Source organism: Bradyrhizobium sp. LTSPM299, assembly GCF_000938235.1.
Classification (GTDB): Bacteria; Pseudomonadota; Alphaproteobacteria; order Rhizobiales; family Xanthobacteraceae; genus Bradyrhizobium.
The window spans coordinates 64,059-85,693 of sequence record NZ_JYMU01000098.1 but is presented as its reverse complement, the minus strand read 5'-3'; the positions used below and the strand labels follow the sequence as shown (position 1 = coordinate 85,693).

17 protein-coding genes are annotated in these 21,635 nt (G+C 64.1%); 14 read left to right on the top strand and 3 right to left on the bottom strand.

The annotated features are described in order from the left end of the window. Window positions 1-36 precede the first annotated feature (36 nt). The 14 genes from UP10_RS41000 to UP10_RS40935 all read left to right on the top strand — a co-directional run bounded on the left by UP10_RS41000 (window position 37) and on the right by UP10_RS40935 (window position 16,974). Window positions 37-1,566 (top strand): FGGY-family carbohydrate kinase, encoded by a 1,530-nt coding sequence (locus UP10_RS41000; protein ID WP_044592827.1) that lies wholly within the window; start codon window positions 37-39, stop codon window positions 1,564-1,566. Further along, a complete protein-coding gene (locus UP10_RS40995) occupies window positions 1,563-2,366 on the top strand; it encodes an HAD-IIB family hydrolase (protein ID WP_044592826.1) in 804 nt (267 codons plus the stop codon). The genes UP10_RS41000 and UP10_RS40995 overlap by 4 nt, the downstream gene beginning before the upstream one ends. A 16-nt stretch (window positions 2,367-2,382) precedes the next feature. Beyond that, complete coding sequence (locus UP10_RS40990) at window positions 2,383-3,492, top strand: ABC transporter ATP-binding protein (RefSeq protein WP_044592825.1); 1,110 nt, start codon at window positions 2,383-2,385, stop codon at window positions 3,490-3,492. Between the two features lie 71 nt (window positions 3,493-3,563). Continuing rightward, window positions 3,564-5,201 (top strand): choline dehydrogenase, encoded by a 1,638-nt coding sequence (locus UP10_RS40985; protein ID WP_044592824.1) that lies wholly within the window; start codon window positions 3,564-3,566, stop codon window positions 5,199-5,201. A 236-nt stretch (window positions 5,202-5,437) separates the two neighbouring features. Continuing rightward, window positions 5,438-5,983 carry a sugar dehydrogenase complex small subunit gene (locus UP10_RS40980; protein ID WP_044592823.1) on the top strand — a complete coding sequence of 182 codons (546 nt, stop codon included), beginning with the start codon at window positions 5,438-5,440 and terminating at the stop codon, window positions 5,981-5,983. 28 nt (window positions 5,984-6,011) lie between these two features. Continuing rightward, window positions 6,012-7,667: a GMC family oxidoreductase gene (locus UP10_RS40975; RefSeq protein ID WP_245322204.1), complete on the top strand. Its 1,656-nt coding sequence runs from the start codon at window positions 6,012-6,014 to the stop codon at window positions 7,665-7,667. Between the two features lie 2 nt (window positions 7,668-7,669). Beyond that, window positions 7,670-9,100 carry a c-type cytochrome gene (locus tag UP10_RS40970; RefSeq protein WP_044592822.1) on the top strand — a complete coding sequence of 477 codons (1,431 nt, stop codon included), beginning with the start codon at window positions 7,670-7,672 and terminating at the stop codon, window positions 9,098-9,100. A 120-nt stretch (window positions 9,101-9,220) separates the two neighbouring features. After that, the gene (locus tag UP10_RS40965; RefSeq protein WP_044592910.1) at window positions 9,221-10,030 is read left to right on the top strand and encodes an ABC transporter permease; all 810 of its coding nucleotides are present in this window, start codon (window positions 9,221-9,223) and stop codon (window positions 10,028-10,030) included. Then, window positions 10,030-11,091 (top strand): ABC transporter ATP-binding protein, encoded by a 1,062-nt coding sequence (locus tag UP10_RS40960; RefSeq protein WP_044592821.1) that lies wholly within the window; start codon window positions 10,030-10,032, stop codon window positions 11,089-11,091. Before UP10_RS40965 ends, UP10_RS40960 begins: the two co-directional genes overlap by 1 nt. Before the next feature lie 11 nt (window positions 11,092-11,102). Beyond that, entirely contained in the window at window positions 11,103-12,137 is a 1,035-nt protein-coding gene (locus UP10_RS40955; RefSeq protein WP_044592909.1) for an extracellular solute-binding protein, read from the top strand. 79 nt (window positions 12,138-12,216) lie between these two features. Then, window positions 12,217-13,047, top strand: a complete 831-nt coding sequence (locus UP10_RS40950; RefSeq protein ID WP_044592908.1) for an ABC transporter permease — start codon at window positions 12,217-12,219, stop codon at window positions 13,045-13,047. Between the two features lie 45 nt (window positions 13,048-13,092). Continuing rightward, on the top strand, window positions 13,093-14,700 hold the full coding sequence (locus UP10_RS40945) for an amidohydrolase family protein (RefSeq protein WP_044592820.1): 1,608 nt from the start codon (window positions 13,093-13,095) through the stop codon (window positions 14,698-14,700). Further along, window positions 14,697-15,713, top strand: a complete 1,017-nt coding sequence (locus UP10_RS40940) for a CobW family GTP-binding protein (RefSeq protein WP_044592819.1) — start codon at window positions 14,697-14,699, stop codon at window positions 15,711-15,713. The genes UP10_RS40945 and UP10_RS40940 overlap by 4 nt, the downstream gene beginning before the upstream one ends. A gap of 64 nt (window positions 15,714-15,777) precedes the next feature. Then, a complete protein-coding gene (locus UP10_RS40935; RefSeq protein WP_245322203.1) occupies window positions 15,778-16,974 on the top strand; it encodes an NADH:flavin oxidoreductase/NADH oxidase in 1,197 nt (398 codons plus the stop codon). 51 nt (window positions 16,975-17,025) lie between these two features. Here the strand turns inward: UP10_RS40935 and UP10_RS40930 are convergent, their stop codons facing one another. From UP10_RS40930 to UP10_RS40920, 3 genes are read right to left on the bottom strand one after another with little or no spacing between them, the layout of a single operon-like run. Next, complete coding sequence (locus tag UP10_RS40930) at window positions 17,026-18,219, bottom strand: PepSY-associated TM helix domain-containing protein (RefSeq protein ID WP_044592818.1); 1,194 nt, start codon at window positions 18,217-18,219, stop codon at window positions 17,026-17,028. Beyond that, window positions 18,212-19,237 carry an extracellular solute-binding protein gene (locus UP10_RS40925; RefSeq protein ID WP_044592817.1) on the bottom strand — a complete coding sequence of 342 codons (1,026 nt, stop codon included), beginning with the start codon at window positions 19,235-19,237 and terminating at the stop codon, window positions 18,212-18,214. The genes UP10_RS40930 and UP10_RS40925 overlap by 8 nt, the downstream gene beginning before the upstream one ends. A 2-nt stretch (window positions 19,238-19,239) precedes the next feature. Further along, window positions 19,240-21,579 (bottom strand): TonB-dependent siderophore receptor, encoded by a 2,340-nt coding sequence (locus UP10_RS40920; RefSeq protein ID WP_082077548.1) that lies wholly within the window; start codon window positions 21,577-21,579, stop codon window positions 19,240-19,242. Window positions 21,580-21,635 lie beyond the last annotated feature (56 nt).

Here is a 21,635-nt window from a genome sequence, read left to right as displayed (position 1 = left end):
CGCGAGTCGCCTTCGCTTCTTTTGAAATGGGACGGCATGACCAAAGACCTGGTGATCGGCATCGACAGTTCGACCTCGGCGACCAAGGCGATCGCCTGGGACCGCAGCGGCCGCGCCGTGGCCGAAGGACGCAAGGCGATCGGCCTCGCCAATCCGCAGCCGGGGTATTTCGAGCAGAACCCGGACGAGTGGTGGGATTCGACGGCGGCCGCATTGCGCGGCATCACCAACCAGGTCGGTTCGGAGCGGATCGCCGCGATCGCGATTTCCAATCAGCGCGAGACCTTCAGTGCATTTACCGAGGACGGGATCGCAATCCGGCCCGGCATGACCTGGCTCGACGAGCGGGCGCGGCCCCAAATGGTGCGCTTCGGCAAGTCGTTCGGGGCCGAACGTCTTCATGCCATTTCCGGCAAGCCGCTCGATGTCCTGCCTTGCCTCTACCGCATGATCTGGATGGCGGAGCAGGAGCCGGAGATCTTTACGCGGGCGGCGCGGTTTGCCGAAGTTCACGGCTATCTGACGCATTGCCTGACCGGCCGATGGCGGACGTCGACGGCCTCGGCCGATCCAACCGGCCTGCTCGACATGACGCGCGATGTCTGGTCGGCCGAGATCCTCGATGCGGCCGGCATCGCCATCGAAAAATTGCCGACGCTGCTGCCGCCGGGCGCGCGGATGGGTGAAGTCACGCACGCGGCGGCTGCATTCACCGGCCTGTCGGCCCGGACGCCGGTCGTTGCCGGCGGCGGCGACGGCCAGTGCGCAAGCACCGGCGCCGGCGTCACCTCGCCAGGCAGCGCCTACATCAATCTCGGAACGGCGGTGGTCTCGGGCAGCTACAGCCGCGACTATGCCTATGACCGCGCTTTCCGCACCGAGAAGGCCGTGTGCGACGACGGCTACATCTACGAGCAGGTCATCCGCACCGGAACTTTCCTGGTCGACTGGATGGCGCGCGAGATGTTCGGGATCGATGCGACGGCGCAACGGAGCGTGTTCAAGGCGCTCGAAGCGGAAGCGGCGACCTGTCCGATCGGAGCGGGCGGCGTCGTGGTGCTGCCGTACTGGCTCGGTTGTATGACGCCTTACTGGGATCCCTATGCGCGCGGCGTCATCGCCGGATTGTCGGGCTCGACCCGGCGCGGCGCGATCTATCGCGCCTTGCTGGAAGGCATAGCGTTGGAAGTTGCCGCTCAGAGCGAGAGGATTGAGGCGGCGACCGGCGCCGAGATCCGGCAGTTCTCGGCGATCGGGGGCGGTTCGGACAGCGACCTCTGGCTGCAGATCTTCGCCGACACGTCAGGCCGTCCGGTTTTCCGCTCGACAGCGCGGGAAGCATCGTCGCTCGGCGCCGCAATCGCTGCGGCCAAGGGCGCCGGCTGGTACGGCACGATTGCGGAAGCCACCGCGGCGATGACGAACCCGCCGGCGAAGCAGTTTCAGCCCGAGCCCAAGAACGTCGCGCGCTACGCCGAACTGCGTGCCATCCACGCCGACCTCTGGCCCAGGCTGATCGATTGGAACGCGCGCCTTGCCGCGTTTCCCGAGGGCGCGCCGTCATGAAGCCGATGGCAAGTTTTCCCGCGGAGACCGCGCGGCGCATCGTCTGCGTCCTGACCGATATCGATGATACGCTGACCACCGACGGGCAGCTCCCCGCGGCCTCCTATGCCGCGCTGGAAAAGCTTCGCGGCGCGGGTCTCGCTGTTGTTCCCGTCACCGGTCGGCCGGCGGGCTGGTGCGACATGATAGCGCGGTTCTGGCCGGTCGACGGCGTGATCGGCGAGAACGGCGCGTTCTATTTCCGGCACGATCCGGTGGCCCGCAAGATGATCCGCAAGTTCATTGCGACGGACGCCGAGCGCGCTGTCAACCGCAGCAGATTGACGGCGCTCAGCGAGCGCATTCTGTTGGAGGTGCCGGGCGCTGCGATCTCGGCCGATCAGCTCTACCGCGAGGCGGACCTTGCGATCGACTTCTGCGAGGACGTGCCGGCGCTGCCACGCGCGGCCATCGACAAGATCGTCTGCCTGTTTGAAAGCGCGGGCGGCATCGCCAAGGTGTCTTCGATCCACGTCAACGGATGGTTCGGCGGCTACGACAAGCTCGCCATGACCAGGATTTTCTTGCGCGAGAGGCTGGGCCTCGATCTCGACGAGGCGAGGGACCGCATCGTGTTTTGTGGCGATAGCCCGAACGATGCGCCGATGTTCGGATTCTTCCCCTACGCTTGCGGCGTCGCGAACGTACGGGATTTCGAAGGTTCGATGTCCGCAACTCCGGCCTTCGTTGCCAGCAAGCGCGGCAGCGAGGGCTTCGTCGAGATTGCAGAACGAATATTGTCGGCAAGGGCGAGCGCGTAGCGGGAAGGTTTTAGGCATGGCATCGGTCACCATCAGCAATATCCGCAAGTCCTATGGCGGGCTCGAGGTGCTGCACGGCATCGATCTCTCCGTCGCCAACGGCGAGTTCGTCGTGCTGCTGGGACCCTCCGGCTGCGGCAAGTCGACATTGCTGCGGATGGTCGCAGGCCTCGAAGCGATCAACTCGGGCCAGATCAGCATCGGCAACGTCGTGGTCAACGATCTGCATCCGAAGGATCGCAACATCGCGATGGTGTTCCAGAACTACGCGCTCTATGCGCATTTGAGCGTGTTCGACAACATGGCGTTCTCGATGCAGCTCAAGAAGCTGCCGAAGGATGAAATCAGGCGCAAGGTGGAGTGGGCGGCGTCGATCCTCAACCTCACGCCCTATCTCGACCGCCAGCCCAGGCAATTGTCGGGCGGCCAGCGCCAGCGCGTTGCGATGGGGCGCGCCATTGTGCGCGATCCCTCCGTGTTCCTGTTCGACGAGCCATTGTCGAACCTCGATGCGAAGCTACGGGTGCAGATGCGCACCGAGATCAAGGAGCTGCATCACAAGCTGTCGACGACCATCATCTATGTCACCCACGACCAGATCGAAGCCATGACGATGGCCGATACGATCGTGGTGTTGCGCGACGGCAATATCGAGCAGATCGGCAAGCCGCTGGAGATCTACGACCGTCCGGCAAACCTGTTCGTCGCCGAGTTCATCGGATCGCCCTCGATGAACTTCCTGTCCGGTGAGGTCGGCGCAGAGGCGGGACGCCCGGTCGTGCGCGCCAACGGCGTTACGCTGCCCTTGCCATTGGATGCACAGGTCACCGCCGGACAGATCGTGAAGTATGGCATCCGGCCCGAGCATCTGCGGCCAGGCACCGGCAGCGAGGGTATCCCAGCCAAGGTGTCCGTCGTCGAGCCGACGGGTCCCGAGATTCACATCTATGCCGATATCGGTGGGCAGGAGGTCTGCTCCATCACGCAGGACCGCCTCGAACTTTCGCCGGACGATCCGATCAGGCTGGTGCCCGCACTCGACAAGATCAGGCTGTTCGAGCCCGCGACCGGCAAGGTCATCAACGGCCCGGACGAAACCAAACCGCGTGCGCTGCTGCGGGCCTAGTTCGGGCATCGGATTTTCTCCCTCGGGCGCGCTCGGCGCCGCCGCCAAATATAAGAAGCCGGAGGAAAAACATGGTGGACTACGTCATCGTCGGTGCCGGCTCGGCCGGGTGCGTGTTGGCGAACCGTCTGTCAGCGTCGCCAGGGAACGAGGTCGTTCTGCTTGAGGCGGGCGGCAAGGACAGCAATCCATTCATCCACATGCCGGCGGGATATCTCGCGCTGATGAAGTCCGGAAGCATTGATTGGCATTACCACACCGAGCCGCAGCCGCATCTGGACAATCGGGTTCTGTTCTGGCCGCGCGGCAAGGTGCTGGGAGGATCGAGTGCCATCAACGGAATGGTCTATATCCGCGGCCATGCGTCTGATTATGATCTATGGGCGCAGCTCGGCAACCGCGGCTGGTCCTATGCCGACTGCCTGCCATACTTCATTCGGTCGGAAGGGCGCGAGGCGGGGGCCGACGACTATCACGGTGGCGACGGTCCGCTGCGGACGAGCCGGCTGCCGGAGATCACCCATCCGTTGACCAAAGCCTGGTTCGAAGCCGGCAAGCAGGCCGGATATCGCGCGACGGATGATTTCAACGGCGCCGAACTGGAAGGCTTTGGCCCGGTCGACAGCACAATCGCAGACAACCAGCGCGCCAGCGCGGCGCGGTGCTACCTGCATCCGGTCCGTAACCGGCCCAATCTCAAGGTGATCACCAAGGCGCTTGCCTCACGCGTCCTGATGGAAGGCGGGCGCGCTGTCGGCGTCGAGTACATCAGGAACGGTCAAGTCCATACCTTGCGAGCCGAACGCGAGGTGATCCTGTCGGGCGGCGCGATCAACTCGCCGCAATTGCTGCAATTGTCTGGGATCGGCGATGGAGACCATCTGCGATCGCTCGGCATCAAGGTCGCCCATGAGCTCAAGGGCGTCGGGCAGAATTTGCAGGATCACCTCGCCTGCGGCGTCAAGCAGCGCTGCACCCAGCCGATCTCGTTCCTCAACCACACCAAGCCGCTGGGCGCCACCAAGGCCTTCATCCAGTATGTGCTGACCAGGACGGGCCCGGCGACGTCGCACGGCCTGGAGGCCATGGCGTTCCTCAAATCGCAACCCGATCTCGTTGCGCCGGATCTTCAGTTCTTCTTCGTGCTCCTGATGTACAGCGATCACGGTCGCAAGATCGAAAATGAGCACGGCTTCATGGCCTATTTCAACATCGCGCGCCCCGAGAGCCGCGGCAGCATCATGATCAAGTCGGCCGATCCGCTGCAGCATCCTTCAATTCGCCCGAACTATCTGGAGGCGCACGAGGATGTGCGCAACATGCGCGACGGCATCAGGATTGGCCGCGAGATCATCGCCCAGAAAGGTTTTGATCCCTATCGCGGAGACGAATATGCCCCGGGCTCACGCGCCAAGTCGGACGCCGACATCGACAGCTATGTTCGCCAGACCTGTGAAACCATCTATCACCCGGTCGGCACCTGCAAGATGGGTTCGGACCCGCTGGCCGTTGTCGACGAGCGCCTCCGCGTTCGCGGCGTCGAGGGGCTGCGGGTGATCGATGCGTCGATCATGCCGCGATTGGTTTCGGGCAACACCAACGCGCCGACAATCATGATTGCGGAAAAGGGCGCCGACTTCATCCTCGACCGGCAGCCACTCGCAGCGGCGACGAGGCCTGCGGGAGCAAGGCAACAGGCGAGCCTTTAGCGCGCCGCCTCTCTCCACAACGATCGCTGAGGCCAACTAATCATACAAATGTCAGTTGTATGACTGTGGGCCGCCGGAGCAGGCTGGCGCCCAAGATTTGGCCAATACGTCGTTGCGCGTTACTTGACGTTCTGCACGGCTGGAGCAACACTTCGCTGGCTTGACCGTGGTTTCTCGCCCGATCAAGGGCGTCAAGCGCGCGCCAACTGAAGCTGGTACCAGCGGGGTGTGGGACGATGCCTGACCAGGTTCGTGACGATTGTCCCACCGCATTCAGTCTTGACCGCCGGGAGTTCTTGGCGGGCGCATTCTTCGTCGGCGGGCTTGCCGCGTTCGGGACCTTGCCGGCGGCCTCCGCGGCGGCCTCGTGGTCCGCGGAATCGGCGGCGCGATTTCAGGAGATTTCGTCATTGTTGATTCCCCACCGCTTGAACGCGGAGATCGGGAAACGCATCGGCAGTGCGATGAGTCAGCTAAATCCGTCGCTGTCGGATCATGTGGCCGGGCTGCTCGCGATCGCCAAACAAAAGAACGCGAAGATCGTCGAAGACTTCTTCCCTGACGTGCCGGAGGGGCCGCTCAAGCAGACCGCGCTCGCGATTATTTCCGCCTGGTATCTGGGCGTGGTGAGCGACGCGCCCGATGCCGAGGTGTTCGCCTTCGAATATGCGCTGATGTACCAGCCGACGCGCGACGTCATGACCATCCCGTCATACGCGATTTCCGGGCCGAACGGGTGGTCGTCCAATGCTCCGCCACTGAGCGACATGCCGGACTTCTGAATGGACCGCGCGCGACAAGAACTAGGACATGACCCTGATGGCGAGTGACACCAGCGCAGATGTCGTGATCGTCGGGACCGGGGTGGTCGGCTGCCTGGTCGCGGAACGTGCCCTGGATGCCGGTCTGTCGGTGCTGATGCTCGAAGCCGGGCCGCGCGTCGATCGGTGGCGGATTGTCGAGAATTACCGAAACCTTCCGCCGAGCATGCGGCTGTTTCATTGGGACGCGCCTTACCCGCCGAAGCCGTGGGCGCCACATCTGGAAACGCGCGTGGCCAAGGAGTCGGAGCAGTACCTTCAACTGGAAGGCCCGAACGCCCGCGCCTATCTGCAGGGCTATGTCCGCTATGCCGGAGGCGCGACCTGGCACTGGGCCGGAATCTGCTGGCGCCTCACGCCTGAAGACATGCGCCTGAAGAGCCTCTACGGCGTGGGGCGGGACTGGCCATTCGGCCACGACGTTCTCGAGCCGTACTATACGGCCGCCGAATATGCGATCGGCGTGTGCGGTCCGTCCGACCCTGCATTGCAGTGGCCACCGAATGCCGAACGTTCAAAACCCTATCCGATGGGACCGATACCGTTCGGTCCCGGTGAAAAGCGCCTGACCGAAGCGGCTGCCAGGATCGGCATGATGAACTTGCCGGCGCCGCAGGCCCGCAACAGCGGCGTGTCCTATCATGGGCGGCCGCCGTGTTGCGGCAACAACAATTGCTTTCCGGTCTGTCCGATCGCCGCCAAATACGACGCGGCGACCGCGCTGCCGAAGATCGAGGCCAAGGGCGGCAAGATCCTGGCCAACGCGGTGGTCTATCGCGTCGAGACCGGCGAGAAGAATGCGGTCGAAGCCGTGCACTATTTCGATCCGAACAAGGTTTCGCACCGGGTCACGGCAAAACTCTTCGTGATCGCCTGCAATGGCATCGAGACGCCGAAGCTGCTGTTGCTGTCCAAGGACGATCGCAATCCCAACGGGGTCGCGAACAGCTCCGATCAGGTCGGCCGCAACATGATGGATCAGCCGAAGCTGTTTGCGGAAGTGGAGCTCGCGGAGCCGCTGTGGACGGGCGTCGGACCGGTTCAGAGCAGCAGCATTCTGAACACGACGCAGGGTGAATTCCGCAATCGATACGCCGGAGCCATGTTCCGCATGGAGAACTTCGCCCGCAGCCCGCTCGGCTCCGCCGCTGCGCTGAAAAAGGGGCTGGTGGGCAAAGCCCTGGATACGGAAATTCGACGGCTGTCCGCCTGTACGGCAAGGTTGACCGTCGAGCACGAGCCGCTGCCCCTGCCGATCAACCGCCTGACACTGTCGAGCAAGACGGACTGGCTCGGGATCAACAAGCCAAATATCTATTACGACGTCAGCGACTATGTGCGCCGAAGCGCCAAGGAATACACCGTGCCGCGGCTGCAACAGCTGGCATCCGAACTCGGCGCCACCAGTTTCCAGCTCTCTCCCGAGTTTCTCAACAGCGACCACATCATGGGCGGCTGCATCATGGGGAGCGAAGCGGCGACTGCGGTGGTCGATGCCGACTGCCGTGCGCATGATCACCAAAATCTGTTCCTGCCTGGCGGCGGGGCGATGCCGAGCGGCACCGCGTCAAACAGCACGCTCACGATGGCGGCGCTGGCGCTGAAGGCGGCTGACGCGATCACGGCTCAACTCAAGCATGGCTGATCATGGGTAGCTCTGGTCATCGACTTGGTGCGCTGCTGATCGGCTTCGCCGGATTTCTGGCGGCCGACACCTCGCATGCGGCCGACACCGCGGCCGTGATCGACCGCGGCGCGTATCTGGCCACGGCCGCGGACTGCGGAGCCTGCCACACCGCGCCGGGCCGCGAGCCCTTTGCGGGCGGGCTGCCGATCAGCACGCCGCTCGGCACGATCTACTCAACCAATATCACGGCGTCGGCTGAGTTCGGGGTCGGACGCTATACGGAGGAACAGTTCTCGCGGGCGCTTCGCCGCGGCGTCAGACGGGACGGGGCCAACCTCTATCCCGCGATGCCCTACACGTCCTATGCGAAATTCACCGAAGACGACGTGCATGCGCTCTTTGTGTATTTCACGCGGGCGGTCAAGGCGGTCGATCATTCCGCGCCGAAGACCGAGCTGCCGTTTCCGATGAACATCCGGCTGTCGATGATCGGCTGGAACCTGCTGTTCCTGAACAGTGCGGCTTTCGTGCCGGATCCTAACCAATCGGCGGAATGGAACAGGGGCGCTTATCTGGTCCAGGGCGCGGCGCATTGCAGCACCTGCCACACGCCGCGCGGTTTTCTGATGCAGGAGCAGACCAGCCGCGCGCTGTCGGGCGCCTCGGTCGGGCCCTGGTACGCACCCAACATCACGTCCGATCCGACCAGCGGCATTGGCAGCTGGACCAAGGACGATCTCGTCACCTATCTGCGGACCGGCCATCTGTCCGGCATGGCGCAGGCTGCCGGAAGCATGGGCGAAGCCGTCGAACACAGCTTCCAGCATCTCACCGCGTCCGACCTCGAGGCAACAGCGGTTTACATCAAGAGCGTTCCGGCGATCCACGACCCCAGTGACGACGCGTCCCGCTTCACGGCCGGAAGGCAGTCCTCCGAACTGGCCACGTTGCGCGGACGCGACGGCGTCAAGTCCGACAACGGCGCCGATCCCGCGGGTGCGCTGCTGTTTGCAGGCAATTGCGTGTCCTGCCATTCGGCCGAAGGGCAAGGCAGCAAGGACGGCTATTATCCGAGCCTGTTCCACAACTCGGCCACCGGCGCAAAGAACGCGACCAACCTGATTGCCGCTATCCTGTACGGCGTCAATCGCGTGACCGTGGGCAAACAGGCCTTCATGCCTGGCTTCGGTGGTCAACCGACCGATGCCAATCCACTCAACGACCGCGAGATCATGGCGTTGGGCAACTATGTCCTCACGCATTATGGCGCCGGCGGCACGGCCATCACCGAGCGGCAAGTCGCCGAAGTGCGCAGCGGCGGGCCATCGTCCCCGTTGCTCATGCTGGCGCGTGGGGGCATCGCTGCAGCGGCTGTCGTCGTGCTGTTGGGTATTGCCTTTGTCCTGTTCAGAAGACGGAAGATCGTCTCCAGGTCTGCGGCTGCATCCTAAGCAGATCTCGTCCATAATGCGGGCTTGGCGACCGGAGCGCTGTCGGACTACGATGGCGCCAGATCTGTCGCTCCAGGAATGAGCCCGCGAAGGATGCCGGCGTCACTGCTTGCCAATTGGATGGAGCGGTCGTCGTCCGGCCGCATCCTGATGCGGATTCTGGTCCTGATCGCCTATCTCATCATCTTCGCGCCGGTCTCGATGATCGTCGCAACCAGCTTCTTCTCCCAGGAGATCGTCAGCTTTCCGCCGCCGGCGCTGACCTGGCACTGGTACGCCAACGCCTGGGACAGGCCGGAATTTTTGCGCGGCCTGATCACAAGCTTGCAGGTCGCCCTGCTTGCGGCCGCCGTCGGCGTGCCGATCGGCACCGCAGCCGCGCTCGCCATCGTGCGCGGCGAGTTTCCCGGCAAGCAGGTGATCAGCGCGCTGTTGCTGGCGCCGCTAGCCGTGCCCGGGGTCGTCGCCGGCTCCGGGCTCTATATGTTCTATGTGCTCGCGGAAAACGCCCTCGATCGCGACATCAAGGCGACGACCGAAGGGCTGGTCGCGGCCCATGTGATGCTCACGATTCCCTGGACCGTGCGGCTGGTGGTTGCGAGCCTGCAGGGCCTCGACCGCGCGGCGGAGGAGGCGGCGGCCAATCTCGGCGCCGGTCCCCTCACGGTGTTTCGCCGCATCACGCTTCCGATGATGCGGCCCGGCATCGTGGCGGCGGCTATGTTCTCCTTCATCCAGAGTTTTGAGAATCTCGACCTGTCGCTGCTGCTGGTCGGTCCCGGCCGGATCACGTTGCCGGTCGCGATGCTCAACTATCTCGAATTCCGGATCGATCCGACGCTGGCCGCGGTCGCAACCGTGCAGATCGTGATCGTCGGGGTGCTGATGGTGGTGACCGATCGCTTCGTCAAATTGTCACGGGTCGTCTGATGGCGAGCCTGTCGATCGACAATCTCACCAAGCGTTTCGGCGCGTCTCTCGCCGTCGACGGCCTCAATCTCGCGGTGCAGGAAGGCGAGCTGGTCGCGCTGCTCGGTCCCTCCGGCTGTGGCAAGACCACGACCCTGCGTATGGTTGCAGGATTTTTGCCCCCGACCAGCGGGCGGGTGCTGTTCGACAGCGAGGATGTCACCAATCTGCCCGCGCACAAGCGCGCGACCGGAATGGTGTTTCAGTCCTATGCGCTGTTTCCGCACATGACCGCAGCGCAGAATGTCGGCTTCGGGCTGGAGATGCGCGGTGTTGGTGGCGCCGAGCGTCAGGCCAAGGTCGAGGAGGCGCTGAAACTGGTGCGGCTGTCGCATCTGGCAGGTCGGCTGCCGCGCGAATTGTCGGGCGGACAGCAGCAGCGCGTCGCGCTGGCCCGTGCGCTGGTGATCAATCCAAAGCTCTTTCTGCTCGATGAACCCTTGTCCAACCTCGACGCCAAGCTGCGCGCCGAGGTCCGGATCGAGATCCGGGCGCTGCAGCAGCGGCTCGGCCTGACCACGCTCTTGGTCACGCATGACCGCGAGGAGGCGCTGACCATGGCCGATCGTCTGGTCGTGATGGAGGGCGGCCGGGTGCGGCAGGTCGGCTCGCCACGCGAGCTCTATGATGAGCCGCAGGATGCGTTCGTGGCTGACTTCGTCGGCCGCTGTAACATCCTGCTCGGCCGGCGCGAGAACGAGGTCCAATTTCGCACTGCGGGCGGGCTCGTTTTAACCGTCGACATCGCGCCGAACGAGAGCAAGAATGCGAACGCCTTTGCGTTGCGGCCGGAACGGATTTCGATCCGCCCGGGTGCCGAGGGCGATCTCCACGGGCCGCTGCAGGCCGTGACCTATCTTGGGCCGCAGACTGAATACCATGTGCGTGTCGGCGACGAGATGTTCGTGGTGGTGCAGCAAACCCCGGGCGCGGACGAGCCGCTGGCTTCGGTCAGGCCGCAAGATCAGGTTTCGCTGCGGTGGGACCGCAAGGCCCCGCGGCTGGTGCCGCAAACATCTTGAGGGAGATGGTCATGATATCGCGACGTCATTTGTTGTCCGCCGGTGCCGGGGCTGCCACCATGCTGGTCCCGGGCGTGCCGATCGCGCGCGCGGAATCGAGCCAGGTCGTGGTCGGCACCTGGGGCGGCGATTACGGGCAACTGCTCAGCGATCTCATCGACAAGCCGCTGCTGGCACCGAAGGGTGTCGAGGTGCTGCAGGATGTCGCCAACGCCGATCCCCGCAAGACCAAGCTGCTGGCGGAGCGGCAAAGCCGGCGTGGCTCAATGGACGTGGCCTGTCTCTCGGACACTGACCACTATGTCGTCGCGACCACCAATGTCTTTGAGGCGGTTGATGCCACGAAAATCCCGCGGCTCGACAAGGTGTTTCCCGAGCTTCGCACCGACACTGCGATTCCGCACATCTACTCGGCGCTGGTGATCCTCTACAACGAAAACCAGGTCAAGACGCCACCGACCTCCTGGGCCGACCTTTGGGATCCCAAATGGCGCGGTCGCGTCGGTCTTGCCGATATTCTTTATTCATGGAACACGCTCGCGGCGGCGTTGGCGAACGGCGGTGGCGTCAGCAATCTCGACCCAGCGGAGCAAAAGCTGATGGAGTTGCGCTCGCTGGATGCAAAGATCTATCCGTCCAACGAGGCGCTCGCGGCCGGGCTGAAATCCGAGGAAGTCTGGCTCACGGCCATGTGGCTTGCCCGCGGCTTCATGTGGAAGAAGGCGGGCATTCCGCTCTCCCATGTCGTGCCGAAGGAGGGCGCGGCATCGATCGTGTTCGAAGCCAGCGTGCCGCGCAATGCGCGCAACAAGGACGGCGGCTTCGCCTATCTTGACGCGATGCTCGATGCCAAGGCTCAAATCGCCTTTGCTGACAAGATGGGATATGTGCCGACGGTGTCGGACGCCGTGCTGCCGGAAGATCTTGCGAAGCAGGTCAGCCTGAGCGAAGCCGACCGCGCCAGGCTCCTGAAACCCGACTACAAATACCAATCCGAGCGCTCGCAGCGCACGCTCGACTTCTGGAACAAGCAGTTCAAGGGCTGATTGTGGAGCTTCGGCTTTGACGTTCGCTGACACGCATCGCGACACGAAGGGGGCAAACGTCAAATCGGCTCCATCGGGCATGGCGTTGCTGGTGCTGCCGGCCTGCCTGCTCGTGCTTGGGCTCCTGATCGGGCCGATGCTCCTGATGTTCCGGATATCGCTCAATCGGTTCAGTCCGACACAGTTGATGATCGAGGCGTTCTCGTTCGAGAATTACGCACGCGCAGCGGCGGATCCTTATTATCAGGAGGTCATCCTGACGACGCTGGGCATGGCGCTGCTCTGCACCGCGTTGACGCTTGTTATCGCGTTTCCGGCGGCTTACTGGGTCGGGCGGCTCCAAAGCCGCTGGAAAAGCCTGGTCGTGATCGCGACGCTGTTTCCGCTCGTGGTCGGCAATGTCGTCCGCTCGGCCGGCTGGGTGGCCCTCTTTACGCGCGACGGGCTGATCAACGCCGTTCTCCTCAAAGCGCATGTGATCAGCGAGCCGCTGACACTGATGTATACGCCGAAGGCGGTCGTGTTCGGCATCATCGCGGTGGTGCTGCCCTACATGATCCTGACCATTGCTTCGGTGATCGAGAGCATTCCCCGCGACCTCGAGGATGCCGCCGCCAATCTCGGCGCGTCCGCTCTGCAGACATTCTGGCGCGTGATCCTGCCGCTGTCGGCGCCGGGCGTCGCGGCGGGGTCAATTCTGGTCTTCGTTTTGTGCATGAACACCTATGCAACTGCGGTGCTTCTCGGCGGGCCGCGTTTCAAGATGATGGCACCGGCGATCTTCGACCAGTTTGTGCGGGGCAACAACTGGCCGATGGGCGCCGCGCTGGCTTTCATGCTGCTCGCGCTGACCATGAGCTTTACGATTGTCGGCAGCATCGCCTTTGCGCGGCGCTATCGCGTGAGATAACCGCGGAACGCTCCAGCGGCCCGCTGTATGGGAAGGAAACGCTCGATGTCTGACCAGGCGAAAACCGACGTTCTGCCGGGCGATGAGCTCGCGCGCATCCGCAACAAGGGCGAGGTACCGATCGTCGCAAAGGCGACGTCGCGCGACCGCGGCATTGGTCCGTTCAAGCGGCTGGCGCTGCGCAGCGCCACGGTGATCGACGGCACCGGCGCGCCGCCGATCGGCCCGGTCGATATCATCGTGGAGAATGGCCGCATCGTCAGCCTGAAGAAGGTCGCAGGCTATGGCGCCGGTCCGGGCGAACCCGCCGATCACGAGATCGACTGCCGCGGAAAATGGGTGACGCCGGGCTTTGTCGATTGCCACGCCCATGCCGGCGTCGCCTATCACTCCGCGAACGGCTGGGTGCCGCCGGTCGACTATGTCTACAAGCTCTGGCTCGCCCACGGCGTGACCACCGTGCGCGAAATGGGCTCGATGAACGGCCTCGGCTGGGTCATCGACCAGCGCCAGCACTCGGCGGACAACACCATCGCGGCACCCCGGCTACTGGCTTACGCCTATTTTCCGGCGGTCAACGACATGATCAAGACCATCTATACGCCGGAGCAGGGCCGGGAATGGCTGCGCAAGGTTAGGGATCGCGGCGCCGACGGCATCAAATTCTTCGGCGCGCCACCTGCGATCATGGAAGCGGCACTCGACGAGTGCGCGAAACTCGGCCTGCGCTCCGGCTGCCACCACGCGCAGATGGCGGTGACGCGGATGAATGCACTGACCACCGCGCGCTGGGGCCTGACCAGCGCCGAGCACTATTACGGCCTGCCCGAAGCGCTGTACGAGGATCGGATCGTCCAGAATTTCCCGCTCGACTATAATTATACCGACGAATATTTCCGCTTCTCGGTCTCGGGCCAAATGTTCGGGCAGGCCGCCAAGCCCGGCTCGCGCAAATGGGAGGAGACGCTGGAGAAATTCCTTGAGATCGGCTTCACCTTTGTTCCGACCTTCACAATCTACGACGCCAATCGCGACCTGATGCGCGCGCGCCAAGCCTATTGGCACAAGGACTACACCTGGAAGTCGATGTGGGACTATTTCACGCCGCAGCGCGGCGGCCACGGCTCCTACTGGTATCGCTGGTCGACCCAGAACGAAGTCGAGTGGAAAGAAAACTACCGGCTGTGGATGGCGTTCATCAACGAATACAAGAACCGGGGAGGACGCGTTTGTACCGGCAGCGACTCCGGCTTCATCTACCAGATTTTCGGCTTCGGCTATGTCCGCGAGCTCGAACTGTTGCAGGAGGCCGGCTTCCATCCGCTGGAAGTGATCCGCGCCGCGACCTCGCAAGGTGCGGCGCTGTGCGGGATCCAGGACGAGGTCGGCACCATCGATGTCGGTATGCGCGCCGACCTTCTGGTGCACGATTACAATCCGCTCACCGACTTCAAGCTGCTCTACGGTACCGGCGCGATGCGGTTCAACGACGCGACCAACGCGGTCGAATGGCATCGCGGCCTGAAATACACCATCAAGGACGGGATCATCTATGACACCGAGGAATTGCTGGCCGATGTCCGCGAGCTCGTGAAGGCGAGTTGGGAGAGCGACGTTCCGGAAAAGTTCGCCGCGCGGGCCGCGGCCGAATGAACCGCGAGCCGCTCGATTTCTTCGTGCTGACGGGATTCCTGGGCTCGGGAAAGACCACGCTGCTGCGTGACTTTCTCTGTCGTCCCGAGGCAGCCGACACGGCTGTCATCGTCAACGAGGTCGGAGAGATCGGGCTTGATGGCGTCGTGTTGCGTGAGAGTGACGCCGATCTGCCGATCGCGATGCTGTCAAATGGCTGCGTCTGCTGCCAGATCGGCAGCGATCTCGCCTTCACCATCGACCGGTTGATCATGACGCCGCGGCCGCCCGGGGCGGGCCCGTTGCGCCGGATCATTCTGGAGACCAGTGGACTTTCGATGCCCGGGCCGGTGCTGCGGACGCTCGCGACATTGGCCGAGCACCGGATACGGGTGGCCGTGATCGGCACATTCGATCTCCAGCACGGCGGCGAGGTCGCGGCCTATGAGGAGGCGGTGGCGCAATGGACCGCCGCGCATCGCATCGTCGCGACCAAGGCCGATCTTGTCACATCGGTGGAGTTGGCCGGCGCGCCATCTGTGATCGCGGATATCAACCCGCTCGCCGAGGTGGTTGTGTCAGCAGATCGCGCCGGCACGGTGGTTGCGGCATTTGCTCCGTTGACGGCGCCGCCGCGGTTCGAGATCGCCGGCGCTCCGGGAAACGTGCATCCGCGCATTGCGCTCTGTCTTGCGAGGCCCGTGGGCGAGGTCGCCTATCCTGATCTCGCGGCCTGGCTCGACAATCTGGCCGGCGCGCTCGGCGAACGCCTGTTGCGGATCAAGGGACTGGTTCGGGTTATGGAGAGCGAACGGCCGCTCCTGATCGAGTGCGTCGGCACGACGTTCTCGCTGCCACGCCCGCTTCACGTCGATGCTGCGCCGTCCGGCCTTGTCATCATCGCACGCGATGTGGAAGGGGCTGAACTCGACCGCGTGGCGCCGATTGGCCTCGTCGAATTGTCCTCCTGGAAGACGCCCGATCCGAACGGCCGGTCCGCTCGCGCTCCGATCAAGGCCGAGTGGGTGGTGTGATCGATGAGCGGCGGCGCAAATCTCGACCGCCCCTGGCGGCCATAGCATGCATGGAGAAGCTGGAATGACCGACGGAATGATCAATGGCGAGACAATGGAGCGGCCGATGCTGTTCCAGCCGCTCACGATTCGAGGGCTCTCGCTGAAAAATCGCCTCGTTGTGCCGCCGATGGTGCATTATCGCTGCGACCCCGGACACACCTGTGGCACGTTTCACGTCGTTCATCTCGGCCGCTATGCGTTGGGCGGCTTCGGGCTGGTCTTTGTCGAGGCGACGGCGGTTGAGGACATTGGACTGATCAACGAAAATGACCTCGGCATCTGGAACGATGCGCAAGCCGAAAGCTTCAAGCCGCTGATTGCCTTCATGAAGCGCCAGGGCACCGCAATAGGCATTCAGCTTGCCCATGGCGGGCGCAAGTCTTCGTCGCAAACTGCCATGCAGGGCATGGGGCCGCTGACCGAGGAGAATCTGAAAGCCGGCGCCAAGATCTGGCAGCCGGTCGGACCGACGGCCGGACCGGTCGCCGAAGGCTGGCTGACGCCGCGGCAGCTGACCACGGCCGAATGCAAGGCGATGGTCGGCACCTGGGCGGCCGCCGCGAGACACGCCGTTGATGCCGGGTTCGACACCATCGAAATCCACACCGCGCATGGCTATCTGCTGGCGTCGTTTCTGTCGCCGGTTTCCAACACGCGCAATGACGAGTACGGCGGTGACCGGGCCAGGCGCATGCGCCTGCCGCTGGAGATTGTCGAGGCGGTGCGCCGCGAGATGCCCGCATCGATGCCGCTGTTCGTGCGCGTCTCGTCCGTCGACGGGACCGTGGAGGGCTGGAATATGGACGACACGGTCGCCTTTGCGCACGAACTGAAGGCGCGCGGCGTCGATGTCATCGACTGCTCCTCGGGCGGTATCTCTGGTGCTGCGACCGCAGCCCAGGTGACGCGCAGCCTTGGATTTCAGGTCCCGTTCGCGGAGCGGGTTCGCAAGGAAGCTGATATCACCACCATGGCCGTCGGCATCATTCTCGAGGCAGAGCAGGCCGAAGCCATCCTGCAGAAGGGGCAGGCCGATCTTATCGCGGTCGGCCGCCAGTCACAGTTCAATCCCAACATCGCTCAGCACTGGGCCCACGACCTCGGCGTCAACCAGCGTTTCGAAGACTGGTCACCCGAGTTTGGCTGGTGGCTCGAAAAGCGGATCAGAACCCTGCAGGGTTTTGCCACCGCGACCGGTGTTGTCACGCAGCGCCCCTGAGTTTCTTCGCCGCCGCCGCGAGCGGAACGCGAAACGCCCCGCTCGTCCTTCTCATTCGCCCGGGACCAGACGCCCGACGGGCGGATGCGTGAGACGGCGGCGCGACAGATAGAGCAGCAGGCCCGTCACTGTGAACAGTGGCATCAGCGCCGCGGCCAGCATGAAGGCGAGCTTGCCCGGCCATCCGAGGATGGCGCCGCGGTGAATGTCGAGCACGCTGGCGAGGACGCGCTCGCCAAAGGTCTTGTCCGCGTAGAGATCCACGGAGATCACCCGCCCTGTGACGGCATCGATGCGGAACTCGTCGCGTACGGTGTCCAGTGACGAATCTTGCGCCCAAGACCTGACGCGCACGGCCGTGCCGGCGCCGGCCGGCAGCGTCAGCAGGGCCCTTCCGTAACGGCTGCCCTCTTGTTGCAGGAACGTGGCCCAGACGCGGTCGAAGCCGAGTGGCTTCGCTTCGGTCTTCGCATCTGTCGTTGCGTCGGCCGCCGCCGCGCTGCGCGGCGGCTTCGGTTGCATCGCCGTCGCCGTGGTCACAGGGCGCGCGAGCAGCCATTTGGCGCCGTCCTTGTACCACTCGAACGAATAGGTCAGGCCGGTGAGCGTCATTACCAGGTAGATCGGCAGCACCCATATGCCGATGACCGCGTGCAGCGAGCGGTGCAGGCCGCGGCCGCGGAGTCCCAGATTTGGCTTCAGCCACATCTTCACGCTGCGCGCGCGGTGCGGCCAGCGCAGCACGAGGCCCGTGATCAGCATCACCATCAGGCAGATCGCGGCGGTGCCGGTGATCTTGCGGCCGTAGCCATTGCCGTCGCCGGGCAGCAACAGCCAGCGATGCAGCTTGCGGACGGTGGCGAAGAAGACCTCGCCGCGCGGTGAGCCGAGCACATGCGCACTATAGGGGTCGGCATAGACCGAGGACGGCCGCGCGCCACCCTCGGTGCGGGCAAACCGGATATGCGCTGCGGCCGATGGATCGCTTGCCATGGTCACGGCCGACGCCTTGCCGAAGTCGCCAGCCGCCTGCACCCGCGCCACCAGTTCATCCGGCGTCAGCCGTCGCGTCACGCTGGCTTCGACGCGCATGATGCCGGCATTCAGGCTCGCCTCGATCTCGTCCTCGAAGGCCATCGTCGCGCCGGTGATCCCGACCACGGCCCACAGCAGCGCGAGCACGAGGCCGATGACGGAATGGACCTGCAACAGCACGGTCTTGGTTGCGCGCCAGGCTTCACTCATCGACGCCGACCTTCTTGATCAGCGCGATCGCGGCCTTATGATTCATTGCGATCTCGTCGATCGGCAGCGCGTCGGGCGGGAACGATCCGATCTCGTCGAGGATCGGGTGGCGCTCCGCCGCCGCGCGCACCGGATATTCCAGCTCGGCACCGGCAAAGATCGTCTGCGCCGCCGGCGTGAGGAGGAATTCGATGAACTTTCGCGCGGCCGCCGGGTGGGGTGCACGCCTTGCGATCGCCGCGCCAGTCAGGTTGACGTGACTGCCGCCGCCCTTGAACACAGTCGGTACCGCCTTCACGGTCAGCGCCCAACTGCGCCAGTCGCCGCCTTCGCGCCCGTCACGGAGCTGCGCCAGCGCGACCGTATTGCCGATACCGATCTCGCAGGCACCTGCCGCGATCTCGCGGATCACGTCATTGTCCTTGCCATCGGGTTTGTGCGCGAGATTGGCCTTCAGACCGTTGAGCCAGGCCTCGGTCGCCTCGGCGCCGTGATGCACGAGGTAGGCAGCGACCAGCGCGACATTGTTCTGGTGCAGGGCCGGGCGCATGCACAGTCTGCCGCGCCATTTGGGATCCGCGAGATCCTCATAGTCGATTGCGGCGAGCGGATTGTCCTTGCGCGCCATCACGACGCGCGGACGAAGGGTAAGCGCGATCCATTGCGAACCGTCGTCACGCAAATTCGCAGGCACCGCCTGATCGAGTTGCGGCGATGCAAGCGCCTGCGTCAGCCCGCGTGTCGAAAGCTGGGTGGTCTTGTCGAGGCCGATGGTCAGCAGGACATCGGCGGGCGACGCGTCGCCTTCCGAGGTCAGCCGCTTGACCAGGCTGTCCTCGACGAAAACGGTCCTGACCTTGATGCCGCTGGTCTCTGTGAAGGCCACGATGACCGAATCGAGCAGGCTGGCTTCACGGGTCGCGTAAAGGGTGATCTCGTCGGCACGGACCGCCGTGCAGCCGACGATGGTGGACGCCAACGCGACCAGCAGGGCAATCGCTGTCCGAGGCGCGCGCATCGCTAGAATTTCGCCGTCGCCGACAGCGAGAAGCGCCGCGCGTCGCCGATCGCAACAGCCAGATTGCTGACCGCTGAAGGATAATAGACCTTATCGAACAGGTTCTTGACGTTGAACTGGTAGATGACCGGGAACGTCTCGACCTTGGTCTCGTAGGTCGCGAAGATGTCCGCCACCGTATAGGACGGCAGCACGAACGTATTGTTCGCGTCGCCCGGCCGGTCGCCGACATAGCGCGCGCCGCCGCCGAGGCGGAGCTGGCCGGGCAGGGTGGTGCCGAAATCGTAGACCAGATAGAGCGAGGCGGTGTTGAGGGCGACATTCTGCAATTGCTTGCCGCCGAGCGTCGGATCATCGGTCACGCGCGCATCGGTGTAGCCGTAGCTGCCGATCGTGCTCCAATTGTCGGTCAGCCTGCCGGTGACGTCGAACTCGACGCCGCGCGAGCGGACCTTGCCGGCCGTGCGATACTCGACAATGCCCGTCGCGGCGTTGAGCTGCGAGACCAGCACGTTTGTCTTGTCGATATCATAGAGAGCGAGCGTACCTGACAGGCGCTTGTTGACGTCGAACTTGACGCCGGTCTCCCACTGGACGCCCTCTTCGGGTGCGATGTTGGACCCGATCACGACGCCGCCGGTGAGCGGTGCGATGGTCGAGGTTGGCTTCAGCGATTGGGTGTAGCTCGCATATAGCGACACCTGCTCGTTGAGCTTGAGAATGGCGCCGCCGAGCGGCAGGGCCTTGTCACCGCTCAGATTGGTGTTGGTGATAAACGGTCGCCCCTTACCCGCGATCTGGTCGTAATCCGCGTAGCGCACGCCGCCGACCAGCGCGAAGCACTCGGTGAGATGCAGCGTGTCCTGGAAGAACAGCGACCACTGGCCAAGTTTGTCGGTCTGGGCGCTGTCGACGGCTGATACCGTCGTGCCGGGCCCGATCAGCCCGTAGACTGGATTGTAGAAGTTGAAGCTCGGGGTCGCCTGCCGGATCAGATTGTCGCGGTAGATCGTGCGGTATTGGCCGTCGCCGCCGAAGAGCACCTCGTTGCGCATGTTGCCGAGCCAGAAATTGCCCTGCACATACGAGGTGCCGTAGCTCGAATTGCTCAGCGAGCCCTGCGTGCCGTCGTCGCTGCGTGTCTCGACGCCAGTCTTGGTGTTGATGCCAGTGATGCGGAGCTGGTTGGCGCTGAACGTCTCGGTGTTGTAGCTGTAGGCGGCGAACAGCTTCCAGCTTTCATTGAGGCGATGCTCGACCGAGGCCTGCATCAGGTCGGAGGTGCCCCACATGTTGTTGAAGGGCTCGTCGAGCCGGCGCGTCGCCGGGATCGCCAGCGGCGCCTTGGTGACAGGGTCGAACGCGGTGCCGCGGTCGAACGGAGTGATGAACTCGCGATGCTCGTAATTGAGCTGAACCGTAGTGTTCTCGCCATACCAGGCCAGTGACGGCGCGACCAGCATCTCGCGGTGCCGACCGAAGTTGCGCCAATAATCCTCGCTCACGCCGTAGCCGATGAAGCGATAGGCGAGGCCGTCCTTGCCGATCGGGCCGGTGATATCGATCGTTCCGTCGGCGCCGCTTTTGGGGCCGGCGTAGCTCGAGCCGAGCAGGGTGACCGAGCCGTGCTGATAGAGCTCGGGGCGCTTGCTGATGGTGTTGACGATGCCGCCGGGATCCATGATGCCGTAAAGCAGCGAGGCCGGACCTTTCAAAACCTCGACGCTCTCGACCGCGGCATTGAGGCTGCGGCCCTGCACCAGCGGCATGCCGTTGCGCATGATCGAGCCGTCGCGATTGTCGCCGAAGCCGCGGCGCATGACGGCGTCCTGGGTGCCGGCCAGCGTGTTGGCCTGTGTGATGCCACTGACATTCGCCAGCGCGTCGTCGAGGTTGCGCGGCAGCTGGTCCTTCAGCACCTGCTCGGGCACGACGGCGACGGATTGCACGGTATCGAGCGGCGAGGCGCCGCTGCGCAGCGTGGTGGAACTCGGCATCGCGCGATAATGCAGCTTGGCTTCGTTCAGCACCGCGGCAGCGGCGGCGGCGCGCTCCGATGGTGTCGGTTGCGCCGGCTGGGCATTCCGGTTGCGCTGGCGGGCAGCGCCGGCTGCCTGTGTCCGTTGCGCCGGTCTTGCTGCAGCATTCGCGGGCTGGCGCTTTTTCGTCGGCGATTCCACCGTGACGGGCGGCAGCGCGACGCTCGATTGCGCGCTCGCGGGCACCACTGCACAGGAGAGATCGGTGAGCAGGAAGGCCGCGCCGATCAGCAGGTGGGTGCGACTCTTGTCGGTAGGCGTTCGATGGTCTCCGACAAGCCGGCCATCAGCGTCAACAATCACTTTTCAATTCCAGTCAGTGAATTTCATTTCCGACCGCGCCTCTAGCAGCCGCGCGT